This window comes from Amycolatopsis antarctica (genome assembly GCF_002262875.1).
GTDB lineage: Bacteria > Actinomycetota > Actinomycetes > Mycobacteriales > Pseudonocardiaceae > Amycolatopsis > Amycolatopsis antarctica.
Window position 1 is genome coordinate 71,247 of the sequence record NZ_NKYE01000021.1, and the last position, 17,254, is coordinate 88,500.

Genomic DNA, 17,254 nt, shown 5'->3' on the forward strand with positions numbered 1-17,254 from the left:
CGCGGCGTTCGCGCCGCCGTCGACGCTGGAACCCTGCCCGCCGTCGACGGCAGCGCGAACACCGCGGATCCCGCCACGCCGCGGAACTCCCGGCGTGGCAAGGAAAATTCGGCTACCGGCCCCCTGTGGGGTGCGTACTACGCGGGCGCCTGGCCGGGCGGCGGTGTGGCGGTCAGCGAGCCGATGCTCGCCACCACCTCGTCGGGTGAGGGCTGGGCACCGATCTCGGCGCTGAGTGCCCGGGCCGCGGCACGTTCCGGCCCCTCGGCGACGAGCGCGGCGAGTGCTGTGCGGGCCTGTTCCCGGTCGATCCGCTCCGGGGCCAACTGCCGCCCCACGCCGGTCGCCTCGATCCGTGCGGCGTTGTCCGGCTGGTCGGTCATGTGCGGCATGGCCAGTTGCGGAACCCCGGCGGCGAGCGCGGCGAAGGTGGTGCCGGATCCCGCGTGGTGCGCCAGCACCCGGCAGCGGGGCAGAACCTCGCCGAGCGGCAGCCAGCGCGCGGACGTCACACCGGGCGAATCCGGTGTCGCGGCACCGAGTACGAGCGTGCGCAGGCCGAGGTCGGCCGCCGCCTCGACCACCGGAGCGACAACCGCCGTGTGCCCGAGCGCGGGCAGGATCGTGCCGAGGGTGAGACAGAGGTCGACGTCCTCGAGACGCCCCGGCCCGGAAGGTTCCGGGCCGTGGAACGGGACGTAGCGCATGGCCGTTCCGGCGATCACCCCCGCCGGGCGGAACGACGGCGGGCACACGTCCAGTACCCACGCCGGGTCGCACAGTCGCGGTCGCACGCCGAAGCGCCGGTAGAGCGGTTCCAGCAACTCGTCGGCGGCACGGAGCCGTTCGCGGGGCATCGGCAGGCCGAAGGAGTGCTCGATCACCGGGATACCGAGCTGTTCGGCGACGATCGGGCCGGCGAACTCGGTGGGCGTGCGGACCAGCAGATCGGGACGCCAGTCGCGGGCGAGGCGGACGAGGTCGGGCGCGGTCCGCTCGGCCAGCGCGAGCATCCGCCCCCAGCCCGCCTGGTCCGGCGCTGCTCCCGGCCGGGGGCGTGGCGGGGCCACCGACATCAGGTCGACGTCCCCACCCACCGGGAACACGTCCAGACCGGTGGCGGCGGCGCGCGCGGCGAACCCCCCACCGGTGGCGACCAGCACCCGGTGCCCGGCCCGGCGCAGGGCGAGGGCGAACGGCACGAGCGGGTAGAAGTGGCTGGTGGCCGGGCAGGAGGTGACCAGGACGCGCATCACGCCGCCCGTCCCGCGCGGAGAACAGGACCCGCGCACAAGGCCGCGGTGACCAGGGCGAGAACGCCACCCGCCACGATCACCAGGTGGGCGGGCACGACCTCCGCGACGGCACCGGCAACCGCGAACGCGAGGCCCTGAGCGGCCATCGGCAGGGTGGCGGCCAGGTTGAGCACCCGCTGCCGGACGTCCCCGGCGACGGCGTTCAGCAGCAACCGGTCCAGACCGAGGGTGTAGCCGAAACCGAGCCCGGACAGCACCAGCAGCAACGCGGCGAACGGCAGCGAGGGCTGGAACAGGAACCCCAGCAGGGGCAACGCCAGCAGCGCGGCGAGCGGCAGCACGCCACGCTGCCGCGCCCGGTCGCCGAGATACTGCCCGACGGCCAGCTCGCCGAGTACCGCCCCGACGAGACTGCCGGTGAGCAGCACACCCAGTCCCACGGTGTCCAGGCCGTTCTGTCCCGCGTAGACGACGGCCACCGCCTCGGGGACCACCGCGAACGCCGGGGGCAGCCACATCAGCAGCAGCATCGAGCGCAGACGCGGGGTACGCAACGCGGTCCGCAGGCCGTCGAGGGACGCCCGCACGACACCGCCCGCGCCACGTGCGGGCAGGTCGTGGGCGGCGGTGGCCCGCCAGATCAGCAGTGCCGACACGAGGAAGGTCGCCGCGTCGAGCAGCAGGGCCGCGATCACCGGAACGAACAGCAGTAGAGCGCCGCCGACCAGGTAGCCGGCGATCTGCAGAACGTTCGCCAGCACTCGAAGCATCGCCCGGCCCAGCGGATAGGCGGACGGGGACAGCACCTCGGGCAGCAGCGCCGCCCTGGTGCCGACGAACACGGTTCCGGTGGCGCCGAGTACGAACACCAGTGCCAGCAGGATCGGCAGGCCGAGACCGGGCACCGCCATCAGCGCCACCACCGCGGCCCCGAGGAGTTCGCAGGTCACCAGCACCCGCCTGGCCGGGAAGCGGTCCGCGAGCGCGGACAGCAGCGTGCCCGCGACCAGGCTGGGCAACAGGGACAGGGTGAACGTCAACGCGGTCAGGAACGGGGATTCGGTGCGCTGGTACACGAGCACGGCCAGCGCCACCTGCGCGATCGCGGTGCCCAGCAAAGAAATGACGTGCGCGGTCAGGATGCCGCGGAACTCGGCGATACGCAGCAGGTCCGGCCAGCGGGCCGGGGACGCTCCGGTGGTGGTCATCCTGCCGCGTCGGCGACCTGCCGGGCCCGCAGGCGCAGGCCGAGGCCGGAGGGCTGCAGGGAGAGCGCCGGCCTCGGCCGGACGGCGGCGGGATCGTCCAGCTCGAACCGGAAACGCCGGCACAGTTCCGCGACCACCACCGTCACCTCGGTGCCGGCGACGGCGGCTCCGATACACGCTCTCGGCCCGAGCCCGAACGGGAAGTACGCGCCGCGGGGCGGCTGCCCGGCCCCGCCGAGCCACCTCTCCGGCCGGAACCCGGCCGGGTCGGCGTGCCAGCGTGGGTCGCGGTGGGTGACCCACTGGCTCACCGTGACCGTGGTCCCGGGCGCGATCCGGTAGCCGCCGAACTCGACCTCCTCGATCGTCTCCCGGCTGGTGAGCCAGGCGGGCGGGTACAGGCGCATCGTCTCCCGCACGACGGCGTCGGTGAACGGCAGCGCCGCGAGACGCCCGGCCCCGGCCCCTTCGGCGGCGGTGGTCTCGGCGGCGGTGGCCTCGGCGGCGACCCGGTCCGCGACGGCAGGGTGGCGGGCGAGTTGCTCGCAGCACCAGAGCACGGCGTTCTTGGTGGTCTCGAACCCGGACAGGACCAGCGTCGCCAGCTCGTCGCGCAACTCCTCCTGCGACGGTGCCGGGTCGCCGTCGAGCAGGGCACGCAGAACCGGGGCGGCCGACGGGTCCGCGGCGTGCGATCGGCCGGCCACACCGGCGATGACCCGGTCGACGTCGCGCAGGGCACGCCGCATCCGGACGGCGCGGGGCGCGGGCACCCAGTCGGGCAGGGTGATGGGGGAGAGTGAGACGTCCATGATCTCCCGGACCAGTCTGCTCACCGCGGCGACGTCCTCGTCGGACATGGCGCTGCCGAACATCAGCTTCGTCACCGTGCGCAGGGCCAGTCGCGCCACGGCGGGCGCGGGGTCCAGCGGCTCGCCGGTGGGCCACCGGTCGGCGAGTTCGGACGCCTCCTGGTGGGCGAGGTCCGCCGCACCGGCGACCAGGGCGCGGGTGAACGCCGGGGACACCCGGGTGCGTTTGTGTCGCCAGTCCGCGCCCTCACTGTTCATCATCGCCCGGGGAAATCCGCGTTTACGGGTCCGTTGCCTGGTCTCGGCCGTGGTCTTGGCGAACACGCCCTCGCGGTCCACCAGCATTCGCTCGATGTCACCGGGGTCGCCGAGAAGTACGTTGTGCGAGCTGATGTTCACTACGTCGCCGTACTCGCGGGCGCAGTCGGTGAGGAAGCCGAGCGGGTCGCTGGTGAACGAGTGCAGGTTGCCGGTGAGCCGGTCACCCTGGGGGCCTGGCGGGTCGCCGGACATGGTTCTCCCGTGCTCGGGTGGCGGGGCCGCCCGCTGGACGACCCCGCCACGTGCTCATCAGTAGTAGACGTACGGAGCGGTGAGCCGGTCCTTACGGGCGACGCCCGCGAAGACCGCCACGGCCAGCAGTGCCTTGCGCATGCAATTCACCTCCTCCCACAGAGTCGGACGGTGGAGCCGCTCCGGGCCGGTCGTCGGCGTTCTCCGGAGCGGACCGTCAGTCGCGGCCGTCGTTGGCCCGCCAGTGCCAGCGCGCGCCGGGATCGGTGCCCTCCCTGGTGAAGAAGTACGCGAAGGTCGCGAAGTCCTTTCCCCGCTCCCGGTACACGGGTGCGTCGAGTACCAGCCAGGTCGTGCAGGTGGGCCGCCGCGAGGTGAACGATGCGTTGGGGGAGAACAGATTCGACACGATTTCCGGGGTGAGCCACCCGGGCAGGAACAGCTCCCGGGTGTCGTTGACGTACAGCGGGCACAGCAGCGATCGCAGGCCGACCAACCGGATGGGTGCCCGGTCCGGCACCATCGACCGGCCATGCGGATGGTCCAGCACATCCGCGGAAAGCCGTTCCGCCACCGATTTCGGGAAGCCGCTGTCGATTCCCGATCCGTCCGTCTCGTCGAACACCTCACCGAGTTCGGCCAGGCCGCGGTGCACGAGCTGATACCCCTCGACCAGGTGGCCGGGCGGGGTCAGTTCCCGGTCGCGCACCCACTGCCATCCGTGGCCGACGTTCTCCGCCTGCCATCGCAGCGCGGGCAGCACGCCGAAACGGGTGTCCTCGGCGACGTCGAACAACGTGGTCACGGGCGTGGCCCCTTCACTCGGCGGACGAGGATTCAGTAACGCGCGGCGAGCCGGTACTGCCTGCCGAAGGATCGATCCGGTTGGTACGACTGGAGATCCACCTCGGTGGTGGTACCGAGGGCGAGGTCGCCCACCAGCCTGCCGGTGAACGGGCCGAGCAGCACACCGTTGCGGTAGTGGCCGGTGGCGAGGACGACCCGGCCGCTCAGCGCGGTGCCGATCACCGGCATCTCGTCCGGCGTGGTCGGCCGGAATCCCGACCACATGTCCGCGATCGACATGGTGCCCAGCGCGGGTATCAGGGACGCCACCCTGGCCAGCACCGCGGACACGACCAGCGGAGTGTTCGCCACCTCGCCCGAGGTGCCCTCCTCGCTGGTGCCCACGATGTAGACCCCGGGATAACGTTCGACGATGCTGCCGCATGCGCCCGTGGCGATGTAGAGGATGTTGCGGACCGCGCCCGGAGCGCCGTGCAGTTCGATGATCTGGCCGCGGATGGGCGCCACCGGAACGTCGATCCCCAGTGTTTCGGCGAGTTCCTGGGTCCACGCACCCGCGGCCAGCACCACACGTTCGGCCTCGACCCGCTCGCCGCTGCCCGTGGTCACGGTGAACCGGTCGCCGTGGTCGACGATGCCGGTGACCGCGCCGCTGTCCTCGAACAGTGCGCCACGCCGGTCGAGGTCCGCCCGCAAGCTGGTCAGCAGCGCCCGTGGATCGACGACGGCGTCACCCTCGATGCGCAGCGAACCCCGAACCGGAGCCAGGTTGAGGCCCGGTTCCCGGCGCAGGGTGTCGCGCAGTCCGAGGTGCTCCACGTTCAGTCCGGCCCGGCTCAGCGATTCGTAGTGGCGGCCCATCTGCTCGTTGCGTTCGCAGGAGTCGAGATACAGGTAGTCGGTGCGCCGGTACCCGACCCCGTATCCGTCCGAGGGTTCGCCTCCGGTCAGGCCGGAGAGGAACTCCGGGTAGTAGTCGCGGCCGCGCAACAACAGCGTCAGGAACTCCTCCGGCAACCAGCCGTTCCACTCGCACCCGGGCGTGAGCATTCCCGCCGCGGCGGTACTGGCCATTCCCGGATGCCGGGGTGCCAGTACTCCGACCCGGTGGCCCTTCCTGGCCAGGTGCCAGCCGGCGGACAGGCCGACCACGCCGCCACCGACGACGAGAGTCTGCACCGTGTGGACGCGCGAACCTGGCCCCATTCCGGCATTCCTTTCGCCCGCACCGCCGAACACGGATACCGACGTCGAATCGACGTCTCCAGCCCCAGAACATCCACCTTCGCAAGTGCTCACGACGGCGGATAGCGCCGAACGGGCGGAGCGTGTTCACCCAGCGCACCCCCACGCTGGGCCGAACGTGTCACGGCCGGACCGGCCCCCGCAACGGGACAACGCCGGGCAGGCCGACTCGCGGAGCCGACCGAGTCCATAGTGGACAGACGAGGCGGTGCTAGTTTCTCGCGGTACCCGCGATGGTGATGTGGGCGGATTCGAGCGGCTGCCGAACGCCGAGGTGCAGCCCGGTCCGGGCCCGGTCGAGCCATTGCCGTGCCGTCGCCGCGGCGGCGAGAGCGTCCTCGGCGAACGGGCCCTCGACCACGATGAGTTCGCCCGATCGGGCTTGTTCGAGCAGGGTCGTGCCGACCCCGTCCAGGCTCGCGTCGAGTGCGACAAGGAGCTGCCGTAGCGAGCCGAGGGACCGGTACGGGTCGGACCCCGGTAGCTGGCGACCCCGTTGGCGGCTCGCCGCGGTCAGCGCGTCGGTCGCGGTGCGGTACAGGGTCAGTGGTGTCGTGCTGTCCGAAGGGTCTGTCAACCTCATGAATCCACTGTGCGACATCGAGTGCAATCAGGAAAAGTTAGTTGTCGTACAACTCTGGGCTAGTCTCGCTACATGCCGTTGGATCCGCGGAGAATGCTGCTGCTGCGCACCGTCCGGCGAACCGGCAGTGTGCTGGCGGCGGCACGGGCACTGCACCTGACGCCCTCCGGGGTCTCCCAGCACCTCGGCAAACTCGAGGCCGAGGCCGGGGTGTCGCTGATCGACCGGGAGCAGCGCGGTGGCGGACGGTCCATCCGGCTCACCCCCGCGGGCCACGCCCTCGCCGACCACGCGGACGCGGTCGCGGAGGCGTTGACGGCGGCCGAGCGGGGTGTCGCCGAGCTTCGTGAGAGTCCGGCTGGCCCCTTGCGCATCGGTGGTTTCTCGGTGGCGCTGAGCGAGATCGCCGTCCCGGTGGCGATGCGTATGGCCGTCGCGGACCCGTCGATCGATCCGTGCGTCTTCGAGGTCTCCGACGCCGAAGGCATCCGCATGCTGACCGAAGGCGAGCTGGATCTGCTGCTCACCGATCGCAGCGCCGCCTCGGAACCGGACCGCTCCGGCGGGCTGGTCGAGGTCGACCTGGTGCGCGATCCGTTCGAGGTGATCGTCCCCAGCACCTGGCCCGCGGACTCGGACCCGGCGACACTGCTCGCGCGCCCGTGGATCACCACCTCGTTCGGTCCCGCGACCAGGAAGCAACTGGAACGGATGTGCCACGAGTACAGCCTGACCCTCACCGCACACGACATCGGCACCGGTTCGGCGCCGACCCTGCTCGCACTGGTCGCCAACGGGCTCGGCGCGACGATCATCCCGGCGCTGACCCTGCGGCAGAACGCCACGCCGGACGTGCGGATCAGCAAGGCGATCATCGCGCCGGGTTCGCGGCTGCTCACCGCGGTACATCGCGAGGACGCGCCGCCCACCGTGTCCAGGGTCCTCGTCGAGCTCCAGCGCTACGTCGCCGACGAGCTGCAGGTCTCGTACCCGCCCGGCCACCCCTGACGCCGTCCGCCGCTCGTGCTCGCCGGCTGGCACCGGCCTTGCGGCAGCAGCGTCGGCGAACCAGCCGGACCGGCAAGAAGGCCGAGTGGCCACGCGGGTATCTCGTTACTGCCCGGACTGCTGGAAGAATCCCCGCACATAAGGATCTTCGAGGGTACGTATCTCGGTCGTGGGCCCCGCGACGGTGATTCGGCCGTGGCGCATGAACACCATTCGGTCGGTGACACCGGTGTCGATCAGCAGGGCCGCGTCGTGCGTGATGGCGAGGACGGCTGCGCCGGTGTCGGCGTACTCGCGCAGGTTGGTCCACACCTCGTATCCGGTGCCCGTGTCGAGCGAGGCGGTGGGCTCGTCGACGATGAGCAGCCTGGGTGCGGGAAGGAGCGCGGCGGCCAGCGCGGCCCGCTGGATCTGCCCGGCGGAATGCTGGTGCGGAAACAGATCGAAGCCGTCGATGGGATACAGGGCCGCCGCGCACGCGTCCTCCACGCTCCGGGCGCGGTGGAGGCGGTGCAGGTCGATTAGCTGCGCGCCAACGGTTTCGTCCGGGACGAAGGCCGTGACATCGGACTGGGGTACCAGGCCGACGGTGCCTGCGCGCAACTGCCGCCACGTCCGCTCGTCCCGCACAGCCGCGCCGTCGATATGCACCTGCCCGGTGCTGTTCGCGGACGCGGGCAACAGGCCGGTGATCGCCGCGGCGATCATGGATTTGCCGCACCCGGACTCACCGAGAAGTGCGGTGATCCGGCCGGCGGGTACGGCGAGGTTCACCGCTTCGAGCACGGTTTCGCTCCACCGGCCGGTGTCGATGTGGACAGTCAGATCGCGCAGCTCGGCGGTCGGCATTCGACGTCCCCTCCCGGCGGCGAGCACACGAGACTATTCCGTCCTCGCACCATACTTCAGGTTCCGGCCGGAGCTGTCCGCGCGAAGCTGACCGGAGACGCGGCAGGTGCCGACGGCGCCGGGTCCGGCCTCCGGTGGCCGGGCCCGGCGCCGTCCGATGCTCGGCGTCGGTCAGGCCGAGGGCTTGGTCAGAGCGCAGTCCGGCCGGGACAGGTCCAGCTTCGACCCGGCAGCCAGGCACGCCGGGATCGCGGCGGTCTGCTGCCCGTACTTCCGGAACTTGTGCACGGTCGTGTTTCCGGCCGCGTCCACCTCGCACGGATTGTTCGCGGTACAGACCTCACCGAAGATGTTTCCGGTGTTGTGGACACCGACCACGGCCTCCGTGTGCGGATCGATCAGCGGTGACCCCGAGGCTCCCGAACTGGGCGAACAGTCCTCCGTGTACCAGACGGCGTTGTGCTGTACGTAGCCCTCTTCCCGCAGTTCCGGCGCCGCACCGCCGATTTCGCAGTTCCAGGTCTCGCCGAGACCACCCGAGACGAGGTCGATGGGATCCGCCTGGCCGACGGGGTCGCCGGCCAGCGCGAATACCTTGACCTTCTCGGCCGCCAGTTCCGCGTAGGTCTTGTTCAGTTCGTACAGTGCGACGTCGGTGCCGGTCATGGTGGCGTAGGTAAGGGTGGTGGTGCTGAGGTTCGTCGTGGGTTCACCGTCCTCGCCGAGCACGGTGACGTCCCGCTGTTCCGGTCTGTCGACGACGGCGGAGCCGGGCGCCGGACGTTCACCGTCGACGCAGTGGCCGTTGGTGAGCAGCAGCGCGGGGTCTTCCGGTCGCGAGTGGTTCGCCCGCACGACGGAACCGGAACAGTTGCCGAGACTGACCGCGCCCTCCAGGGTCGGTTCACGTTCGGTCATGTTGTCGGCCAGCCAGGTTCGAAAAGCGTTGGCATCGGAGTAGATGTACGGGTCGGGACCGCCACTGCCACCACTGACGGCACCGATCAACCGCCATTCGTCACCGGCCCGGACCACGGCAGGGCCACCGGAGTCCATATTGGTCGGTCCCACCGTGCCGTCGAGACTACCGACGCAGATCTCCGTGTCGTCGATTCTCTCCTCCCCGCACGCGGCCTTCTCCTGCACCACCGTGTCGGCTTCGCGCTGCCGGTCGGGGAAGCATGCCGGTTCCATCTGGTCACAGGTCATACCCCAGCCCATGATGCGGGTGGCATCACCCGGCGCCGGGCTGTTTTCGGCGATCGCGATCGGCTGGCTCTTCGCCGGTGTCTTCAGTTTCAGCAGTGCGATGTCGCCGCCGCCTGCCACGCCGGCCGGGTGATTGATGAACTTCTCGACCTCGATCACCTCGCCACCGGAGGTGACGCTGGTGGAGCCGATGCGTACCTTCCAGTCGGGTGGGTAGCCAACCAGCTTCTGGTCCTCGGTCCGCGCACAGTGGCCGGCGGTGAGCGTCCATTGTGGTGCGATCAGCGTCGTGCCGCATACGTGTCCGTCCGGTCGCGGCGAGTCGGGCCGTTGTAGCGAACCGTGGAACGCGTAGGCGGCAGGCGATTCCACGCCTCCGCTGATGGCCGAGGCGACAGGCGCCGACAGGACCGACGCGGCGAGCGCCAACCCGAGCGCGAGGACGGCGCCGATCCGTATCGAGGGGGTTCTGAGTCCTTGGAAAACCATGGTCTGAACGGTGCCGCCGCATTGTCGTGGCCGTGTCACGGCACTGTCATGATCGCGCTACGCCAACGCCGTCCGTTGCCCGCACGACCGATCGACGACCGTACCGTCCAGGTCGATCTGCCCAGCGGCTCCTCACGGAGGAAGCACGCCGGTAACGTCGCCGGAACCGTTTTCGACGAGGAGCTTGATTGCCCATGGTCCGGTGCCGGTCGGCACCCGTACCCGAAGGAGACGCATGGCAAAGCTCATCTACTCGATGGTGACCTCGCTCGACGGTTACGCCGAGGCGTCGGAGGGCGGACTCGGCACCGGGGCTGACGATCCGGAGGTGCACACGTTCATCAACGACCTCTTCCGGCCCGTCGGCACGTATCTCTACGGCCGGCGGATGTACGAGACGATGGTCTACTGGGAGACCGCGCACACCGAGCCCGACCAGCCGCCGCACATCCTGCAGTACGCCCGCGACTGGCAGGCCGCGGAGAAGATCGTGTACTCCACGACACTGGAGTCGGTGGCCGGCGCGAAAACCAGGATCGAGCGGACCTTCGATCCGGAGGCGGTGCGCACCCTCAAGGCCGAGGCCGATCAGGACCTCACCGTCGACGGCCCGAACCTTGCGGCCCAGGCGATCGCGGCCGGCCTGGTGGACGAGTTCCACCTGTTCGTCACGACGAGCGTTGTCGGCGGCGGCAAGCGGTTCTTCCCGGAGAACGTGCGCCTCGATCTCGAACTGGTCGAGCAGCGTGCTTTCGGCAGCGGACTGATCTACGCCCGCTACCGGACCCACTCCGGTGGGTGACGCTGCCGGGACGGCTCGCATGGCCAGAGGCAGAAACCGTTGAGCGGGTTCAGGTTCCGCGCTGCGTCACCGGCGCGTTCGCCTCGGGGCCCTGCCCGGTCCGCGCGGAAACAGTGGCGGGGCCCGCTTACCGAGGCGGTGTCGCGGGCCGGCGGGTGAAGAGAATCGCACCCGGCTTCGGCTCGTCCGGATTCAGCAAGTGTTGGGCCTCCACGGTGAAACCCGCCTCGCGAAGCCAGTCGGCCACGCGGGACGGCTGGCGGCGGTGCGTGCGTGCCGTGGGCTGTTCGCTGTGTTCGTCCGTCCTGGTAGCCGACTCGTCGCCGACGTGGAATCCCACGGCCAGCACCCCGCCCGGCCGCAGGACCCGGTGGAACTGCCCGAGCACGCCCGGCACCGCCTCGTCCGGGATGTGGATCAGCGACCACCACGCGAGTACGCCGGCGAGGGTGCGGTCGGCGAGCGGCAGGTCGGTCATCGAGCCGACCTCGAACCGCGCACCGGGGTGCTCACGGCGGGCGATCTCGATCATCGCCGGCGACAGGTCGATGCCGAACGCGTCCGCGCCCAGCTCCCGCAGCAGCGCGGTGGTGTGCCCCGGCCCGCAGCCCACGTCGGCGACGGGCCCACCCCCGAGCGCGCGGACCAGATCGGCGAACAGCACGACTCCCGCGCGAACGTGGAGCAGCCTGTCGAGCAGGTCGCGCGTCTCGTCGGCGTAACCGGCCGCGATGGAGTCGTACGAGTCCCGGGTCTCGGTCAGCCAGGTCACCAGGGAACCGTAGCCCCTCCGGCCGGGCGCCGACAGGTGCGCGTACTCGCCGGCGGCCGACAGGCGGGCGTACGGGGACACCCCGGGTGTCGCTCGTCGGGGGGCGCCCGGGGCGGTCAGTTCCGTCACACAGTGCCGCTGGGGTATCTGCCGCCGTTTGGCCGACCCGGCGGGGGGTATCCACAGCCATGACTGATTGGTGCCCTTACGGGATCGAGCCCGCTGGTGCCGGCCGGCGTAACGGGCGAATGTCTCCACCGGTGACGGTGGCGTGGCGGTGACCGCGGCGGCCCTGCCCATGGGGGTGGAGGAGGAGTTTCTTCTCGTCGACCCCAGCACCGGTGTCCCCGTGCCGTGTGTCGGTGCCCTTCTCGGCGACACCCGAACCCGCCCGGAGACCCCACCCGGCGCGGTACTGCAGCGTGAGCTCCGGGAGACGCAGATCGAAGCGACAACGGGAGTTTGCCGCTCCGCAGCCGAACTGCGGGCGCATGTCAGTGCGGGCCGGCAGGCGGTGGAGTTCCTGGCCACGATGCACGGGGTCCGCGCCATCGCCACCGGATTACCGTTCCGCGCCAGCGAGGACGCCCCGGCGGCGGTGGGCAGGTACGCCGACATCGACGACATCTTCGGGCCACTCACGACCGGGTACGAGGCGTGCGGAACCCACGTTCACGTCGAGGTTCCGGACCGGGACACGGCCGTCGCGGTGGTCAATCACCTCAGACCGTGGTTGCCGACCCTGCTCGCGCTGTCGGTCAATTCCCCCTTCGAACGCGGCAGGGACACCGGGTACGGCAGTTGGCGGGCGGTGCTGCAGTCCAGGTTCCCCGGCTCGGGCGTCACACCGTGGTTCGCCGGCCACGCCGACTACCGGAAGACCGTCGAGATGCTGGTCGACTGGGGAAGTCTCGTCGACCCCACGATGACGTTCTGGCTGGCGCGCCCGTCGCCGCACCTGCCCACCGTGGAGTTCAGGGTGGCCGATTCCGCCACCACCGCGGACGAGGCGGTGCTCTACGCGCTGCTTGGCCGCGCACTGGTACGCACCGCCCTCGACGAACTCGCGCGTGGCCGGGAAGCACCGGCGCTGCCGCAGCAACTGTGTGCATCCGCGTTGTGGTCGGCCTCCCGGAACGGCCTCGACGGCGACGGGGTCGACGTGCGGGACCGTACCCGGGTGACGGCATGGGACCTGCTCGGCAGGTTGCTTCGCCATGTGCACGGCGCCTTGTGTGCCGCGGACGACGACGTCGAAGTGGCGGGGCTCGTCGACGCGATGCGAGCTCGCGGCACCGGCGCGCAGCGGCAGCGGCAACGGCGGGGACCCGGTGGCTCGCTGACCGCGTCCCTAATCAGCTCCGCGCCCGCCCCCATTCGTTCCGCCGACCGTCAGGAGGCGCTGTGAGCATCGATCACGTGATTCGGACCAGTACCGCCGCGCCCCTGCCCGCCGCCCGAGGGCCCATCACCGACATGCTGCTGCGCAGCCTGCCGGAGCCCGCCGGCAGCACACCGAGATTCGACACGGCCGACGTCGCCGGCAGCGATCCGTTCGGCGACGATCTGCAGCTCGCGCTCTACCTCTGTTACGAACTGCACTACCAGGGCCTCGCCGGGGTCGACGACGCCTGGGAGTGGAACCTCGCGCTGCTCGGTCTGCGGGCGGAGCTGGAGGCCAGATTCGTCGAGGAGCTCCGCTGCCGTGTCGCGGGCGGAGCGGACACCGAGAGTGCGCTCGACGCCCTGCTGGTCGAACCTGCGGACGCGTACGGCGTCAGCCACCACCTGCGCGACTCCGGGCAATGGCGGCAGGTGCAGGAACTGTTCGTGCACCGCTCCGCCTATCACCTCAAGGAGGCCGATCCGCACGCATGGGTCATCCCGCGCCTGCGGGGCAGGGCCAAGGCGGCGGTGGTCGCGGTGGAGTACGACGAGTTCGGTGGCGGGCGGGCCGAGCGCATGCATTCCACGCTCTTCGCGAACCTGATGGCCGAGTCGGGACTGGACACCCGTTATCTCGCCTATCTCGACGCGATCCCGGGTACCACCCTCGCGACCGTCAACGTGATGTCCCTGTTCGGTCTGCACCGCCGTCACCGGGGTGCGCTGGTCGGGCATTTCGCGGCCACCGAGATCACCACGGGGCCGAACGCCCAGCGCATGGAAACCGCGTTGCGCCGGATGGGTGCGGGTCCTGACGTCGTGCTTTTCTACACCGAGCACATCGAGGCGGACGCCGTGCACGAACAGGTACTGCGCGAGGACGTCATCGGCGCGGTGCTCGAGGAGAACCCCGCACTCGCCGCGGACGTGGTCTTCGGTATCCAGGCCTCCGAATACGTCGAGGGCAGGGCCGCGCAGCGGTTGCTCGAAGCGTGGCGGGACGGTCTCAGTTCCTTACGCCCCAACGATTTTTACCCCGTCGAGTCGCCGCTTGTGCTCGACCGGGGCAGCTTCCTCCGGTGACTGGTGTCGCAGAACGGGTACCGCTTGCTGCGGCGACACGTGCACAGTGCCACGAGAAACCGGTCGGACCGCACGACGACACCGTCATCCACCGCTATCTCCACCGGGCCCTCGATCAACACCGGGCCGCCGGGGACCACACGGACCCTGCGACTCGGCTGGGTGTTCTCCGTTGTCATACCGGCGCCTCACATCTGTTGTCCTCGCACGATTTTCCGGCCGCACACCACGCGCGGTGCTCGCACTCCGGTACGGACCGGGTTCCCCGGAGCGCGTCACGGGCAAACCCCCGCCCAGCGTCGGCGGCGCCGCCCGGGGGTCGCTGACCTACGGGCCCTCCCACGAGACCGAACGGCGAACGCGGGACAACGGGCAACGGCGCCGGTGGCGGGTACGATTCGAGGGACCTCACGGGCGTGCTGGACGCCGCGCCCAGGTCCCCTTGCGGCTTCGTCCCCCGCTGGGAGGTTCTGTGTTCGCCGGATTCAGCAGCTTTGACCGCGAGACGTCAGGCGCGACGATCCATGGTGTTCGGTCCGGTAGCGGGCCGGCGGTGCTGTTGCTGCACGGGATACCCCAGACGCATCTGATGTGGCGTTTCGTCGCCCCGTTGCTGGCTCGGGACTTCACGGTGGTCGCCACCGATCTGCGCGGCTACGGCAGCAGCGGCTGTCTGCCCGGTGAGGATCCTCGTCGACACGGCATGCGAGAACTTGCTCGGGAACAGCGCGAGGTGATGGCCGCGTTGGGACACGAGCGGTTCGCCGTCGTCGGTCACGATCGCGGGGCGCGGTGCGCTTACCGCATGGCGCTGGACCACCCCGACACGGTCACCGCGTTGAGTGTCCTCGACGTTGTGCCCACTGGCGAGGTGTTCGCCCGCGCGGATGCCGAGTTCGCACTGGGCTTCTGGGTGTGGTCGTTCCTGGCTGCCCCCTCGCCGATTCCGGAGACGATGATCAACAGTGCGCCGGACGTCTTCGTCGACCACATGCTCGATGGCTGGGCCGCGCCGAACCACGCCGTCGAGGCCGAGGTTCGCTCCTCGTACCGGCAGCAGTTCCACGACCCTGAGCGTGTGGCCACGATCTGTCAGCAGTACCGGGCCGCGGCCACCGCCGACCGCGCCGACGATGAAGCCGATCGAGACCGGCAACGTAAGGTGCGGGCTCCGGTGCAGGTGTTGTGGAGTCAGCAAGGTGCTGTCGAGGCGTGGTACGACCCGATCGAGATGTGGAAGCGCTGGGCCGACGACGTCGATGGGCAATCGTTGTCCTGCGGCCACTTCCTGCCGGAAGAACAGCCGGATCTGACGGCGCGGCTGTTGCGCGGTTTCTTGGAGAACCACATCGGGCCTGTTTCCGTCGAGGACACGGCGGGGGATTCCTAGCGATTCTCCGCCGGGCGTGGCGGGACAGCGCGCGCCTCGCCCGGTCTCCTCCATTTGCCTCGGTAGGGCCGAGAGGGACGAATTCGATGTCGAGGCGCCGTGACCGGTTCGGCGCGATCCGTGTCGGCTAATCGGTAAGTCAGTCCAGTGCGCCGCGCATCTCGTTGTTGTAGAGCGCGAACTGGCTGACCGCGGACATCAGGATGCCCACGATCGCCTGGATGATCTGGACGATCACCAGGATCTTGTCGATGATGTTGCCCAGGGCGTCGCTGAGCTCGCTGACCACCCGGTAGATCGCCGACAGGTCCGGCAGCGGCGGCGCGGCCGGAACATTGTCCTTGTCCGCGACGTCGAGTAGGGCGAATAGCACCCCCAGACTCTCCGGGACGTCGGTGAGCAGAGACTCGATCTCCACGAACAGCAGATAACAGCCGTGTGCGTGCGTCTTGTACAGCTCGCCGCACACGCCGATGTCCGCCGCCGCACCGGTATACAGGCCGCAGACCTTCTCGACGAACCACTCGGCGGAGTCGGAGGCCGCACCGTCCCAGGACCGGAACAGAGTGCCGGCCGCGTTCCGGGTCAGCTCACCCAGCCCGGTCCAGTAGTCGCCCGCCCTGCACAGCGCGTCCCCGGCGCGGTACACGCCGTTCCAGTCGCCGGTGAATGCCTTGGTCGTCATCTCGACCAATTCGCCCCACTGCCCGATGGTGACGTCCCAGATGCTCTGCAGCACCGGGTTCCGGAACTTGCCGGTCGTGACGACCGAATCCGGTAATCCGAGGATGGTGTTCACGATGTCCTGGATCGAGAAATCCCCGGAGCCGGCGTACCCGTGCTCGGGAAAATCCGACCCGAAGTAGAAACCGGCGGAGCCGAACTGTTCGAGTCCGGCGTCGCCCTCCTTCGGGTACTCGAAGCCCATGTCATCCCACGTACGGCCGATGTCCTCACGGGCGGCGTCCTCAGATGCCGAGTACTGGTCCCGGACGGCGTTCAGATTCGCCTGAATCCGGCGAAGCATCGCCGGGGTGCATCCGGTCGAGATGGCCAGCTCGTCCGCCAGGCTGTGGTGGGGCACGAACAGCGCGTCGAGCAGGCCGAACTCCCCATTCGGCCACTCGAAGAACGGCGTGCTCAGCATGTCGTACAGGTAGCCGTCCGAGTCGTCGGCCAGCGCGGAGAACCGGTCGGCTGCCAGCGTGAACGCCGTCGCATTCCAGTGAAAACCGGTCATTTCACCACCTGGTCCGAGTCGTCGGCCTGTCGAACAGGTCGGGCATGGGTTCGTCGTCCTCGGCACGGCGCGGTCGCTCCGCCGACACGGGCGGGAAACTGCTGCGCAGCCGGCCAGCAGTGAGGTCGGCGAGGGAGTCGTCGGCCAGGGCGGCCGACGCCGCATCCGCGAGCCGTGCCTGAGCCTGCTGCACGCAGTCGACCACCTCGCGCGCGATGCGCTCCGGCTCCCAGCCGCGCACGGCGGCCCCCAGCATCAGCTCGCGGAGCCCGCCGGAGGCCGTCACGGTCGCACGGACCGCGCCGCCTCCCGCCTCGGCCGTCGCGCTGACGGCCGAGAGGGTCGCACTCAGCTCGCCGGCCTTGGCGGCTCGCTCGTCGATCCGGTTGCGCAGCTCGTGGAACCGGCGTTCGAGTTCACTTCCGCCGGTATCGGCCGGTGGTGTCATTCTGTCCTCCCACGGCTCGAACCATCTGCACGTGGCTCGATGTCGACCGCTTCAGATGTAAGTTCCGCCGATGGTGGCGGATGCGAGATCACGCTGAGCGAGGTTCGTCGGAGCCGGTCGCTCCAACACGCTGTACGGGCGCCTTGATCGTTGC

Annotated in this window: 18 protein-coding genes; 5 read left to right on the plus strand and 13 right to left on the minus strand. The window is 70.0% G+C overall.

Annotated elements, in window-relative coordinates; genetic code table 11:
* Positions 1–137: 137 nt before the first annotated feature.
* From CFN78_RS25895 to CFN78_RS25920, 7 genes are all read right to left on the minus strand, one after another.
* Positions 138–1,253: a glycosyltransferase gene (locus CFN78_RS25895; protein WP_094865645.1), complete on the minus strand. Its 1,116-nt coding sequence runs from the start codon at positions 1,251–1,253 to the stop codon at positions 138–140.
* Positions 1,253–2,464, minus strand: a complete 1,212-nt coding sequence (locus tag CFN78_RS25900) for an MFS transporter (RefSeq protein WP_094865646.1) — start codon at positions 2,462–2,464, stop codon at positions 1,253–1,255. Before CFN78_RS25900 ends, CFN78_RS25895 begins: the two co-directional genes overlap by 1 nt.
* The gene (locus CFN78_RS25905; RefSeq protein ID WP_094865647.1) at positions 2,461–3,789 is read right to left on the minus strand and encodes a cytochrome P450; all 1,329 of its coding nucleotides are present in this window, start codon (positions 3,787–3,789) and stop codon (positions 2,461–2,463) included. The genes CFN78_RS25900 and CFN78_RS25905 overlap by 4 nt, the downstream gene beginning before the upstream one ends.
* A 57-nt stretch (positions 3,790–3,846) precedes the next feature.
* Positions 3,847–3,930, minus strand: coding sequence for a cittilin family RiPP precursor (locus CFN78_RS29970; RefSeq protein ID WP_276307380.1), 84 nt, complete (start codon positions 3,928–3,930; stop codon positions 3,847–3,849).
* A gap of 76 nt (positions 3,931–4,006) precedes the next feature.
* Positions 4,007–4,594 carry a hypothetical protein gene (locus CFN78_RS25910; RefSeq protein ID WP_094865648.1) on the minus strand — a complete coding sequence of 196 codons (588 nt, stop codon included), beginning with the start codon at positions 4,592–4,594 and terminating at the stop codon, positions 4,007–4,009.
* Between the two features lie 32 nt (positions 4,595–4,626).
* Complete coding sequence (locus CFN78_RS25915; RefSeq protein WP_094865649.1) at positions 4,627–5,802, minus strand: NAD(P)/FAD-dependent oxidoreductase; 1,176 nt, start codon at positions 5,800–5,802, stop codon at positions 4,627–4,629.
* Between the two features lie 250 nt (positions 5,803–6,052).
* Complete coding sequence (locus CFN78_RS25920) at positions 6,053–6,424, minus strand: hypothetical protein (RefSeq protein WP_133116483.1); 372 nt, start codon at positions 6,422–6,424, stop codon at positions 6,053–6,055.
* A gap of 72 nt (positions 6,425–6,496) precedes the next feature.
* On the opposite strand from CFN78_RS25920, the gene CFN78_RS25925 reads away from it, so the two are divergent.
* Positions 6,497–7,432: a LysR family transcriptional regulator gene (locus CFN78_RS25925; RefSeq protein WP_094865651.1), complete on the plus strand. Its 936-nt coding sequence runs from the start codon at positions 6,497–6,499 to the stop codon at positions 7,430–7,432.
* 105 nt (positions 7,433–7,537) lie between these two features.
* On the opposite strand, the gene CFN78_RS25930 is transcribed toward CFN78_RS25925, so the two are convergent.
* Both CFN78_RS25930 and CFN78_RS25935 read right to left on the minus strand, forming a co-directional pair.
* Complete coding sequence (locus CFN78_RS25930; protein ID WP_094865652.1) at positions 7,538–8,281, minus strand: ATP-binding cassette domain-containing protein; 744 nt, start codon at positions 8,279–8,281, stop codon at positions 7,538–7,540.
* A 171-nt stretch (positions 8,282–8,452) separates the two neighbouring features.
* Positions 8,453–9,979 (minus strand): S1 family peptidase, encoded by a 1,527-nt coding sequence (locus tag CFN78_RS25935; RefSeq protein WP_094865653.1) that lies wholly within the window; start codon positions 9,977–9,979, stop codon positions 8,453–8,455.
* A gap of 235 nt (positions 9,980–10,214) precedes the next feature.
* On the opposite strand from CFN78_RS25935, the gene CFN78_RS25940 reads away from it, so the two are divergent.
* Positions 10,215–10,781, plus strand: coding sequence for a dihydrofolate reductase family protein (locus tag CFN78_RS25940; protein WP_094865654.1), 567 nt, complete (start codon positions 10,215–10,217; stop codon positions 10,779–10,781).
* A 127-nt stretch (positions 10,782–10,908) separates the two neighbouring features.
* Here the strand turns inward: CFN78_RS25940 and CFN78_RS25945 are convergent, their stop codons facing one another.
* Positions 10,909–11,553 (minus strand): class I SAM-dependent methyltransferase, encoded by a 645-nt coding sequence (locus CFN78_RS25945; RefSeq protein ID WP_094865701.1) that lies wholly within the window; start codon positions 11,551–11,553, stop codon positions 10,909–10,911.
* Between the two features lie 277 nt (positions 11,554–11,830).
* Here CFN78_RS25945 and CFN78_RS25950 point away from each other — a divergent pair, with 277 nt between their 5' ends.
* Together CFN78_RS25950 and CFN78_RS25955 are read left to right on the plus strand one after the other, a co-directional pair.
* Positions 11,831–12,961: a carboxylate-amine ligase gene (locus tag CFN78_RS25950; RefSeq protein ID WP_133116484.1), complete on the plus strand. Its 1,131-nt coding sequence runs from the start codon at positions 11,831–11,833 to the stop codon at positions 12,959–12,961.
* Between the two features lie 68 nt (positions 12,962–13,029).
* The gene (locus tag CFN78_RS25955; RefSeq protein ID WP_165777718.1) at positions 13,030–14,022 is read left to right on the plus strand and encodes an iron-containing redox enzyme family protein; all 993 of its coding nucleotides are present in this window, start codon (positions 13,030–13,032) and stop codon (positions 14,020–14,022) included.
* Here the strand turns inward: CFN78_RS25955 and CFN78_RS25960 are convergent.
* Positions 13,971–14,201 (minus strand): CDGSH iron-sulfur domain-containing protein, encoded by a 231-nt coding sequence (locus CFN78_RS25960; protein ID WP_094865656.1) that lies wholly within the window; start codon positions 14,199–14,201, stop codon positions 13,971–13,973. The two genes, CFN78_RS25955 and CFN78_RS25960, sit on opposite strands and share 52 nt — an antisense overlap.
* Before the next feature lie 293 nt (positions 14,202–14,494).
* On the opposite strand from CFN78_RS25960, the gene CFN78_RS25965 reads away from it, so the two are divergent.
* Positions 14,495–15,412, plus strand: coding sequence for an alpha/beta fold hydrolase (locus CFN78_RS25965; protein WP_094865657.1), 918 nt, complete (start codon positions 14,495–14,497; stop codon positions 15,410–15,412).
* A gap of 139 nt (positions 15,413–15,551) precedes the next feature.
* Here CFN78_RS25965 and CFN78_RS25970 read toward each other — a convergent pair whose 3' ends face one another.
* Both CFN78_RS25970 and CFN78_RS25975 read right to left on the minus strand, forming a co-directional pair.
* The gene (locus CFN78_RS25970; RefSeq protein ID WP_094865658.1) at positions 15,552–16,652 is read right to left on the minus strand and encodes a hypothetical protein; all 1,101 of its coding nucleotides are present in this window, start codon (positions 16,650–16,652) and stop codon (positions 15,552–15,554) included.
* A 1-nt stretch (position 16,653) separates the two neighbouring features.
* A complete protein-coding gene (locus tag CFN78_RS25975; protein ID WP_094865659.1) occupies positions 16,654–17,100 on the minus strand; it encodes a YbaB/EbfC family nucleoid-associated protein in 447 nt (148 codons plus the stop codon).
* Between the last annotated feature and the right edge of the window lie 154 nt (positions 17,101–17,254).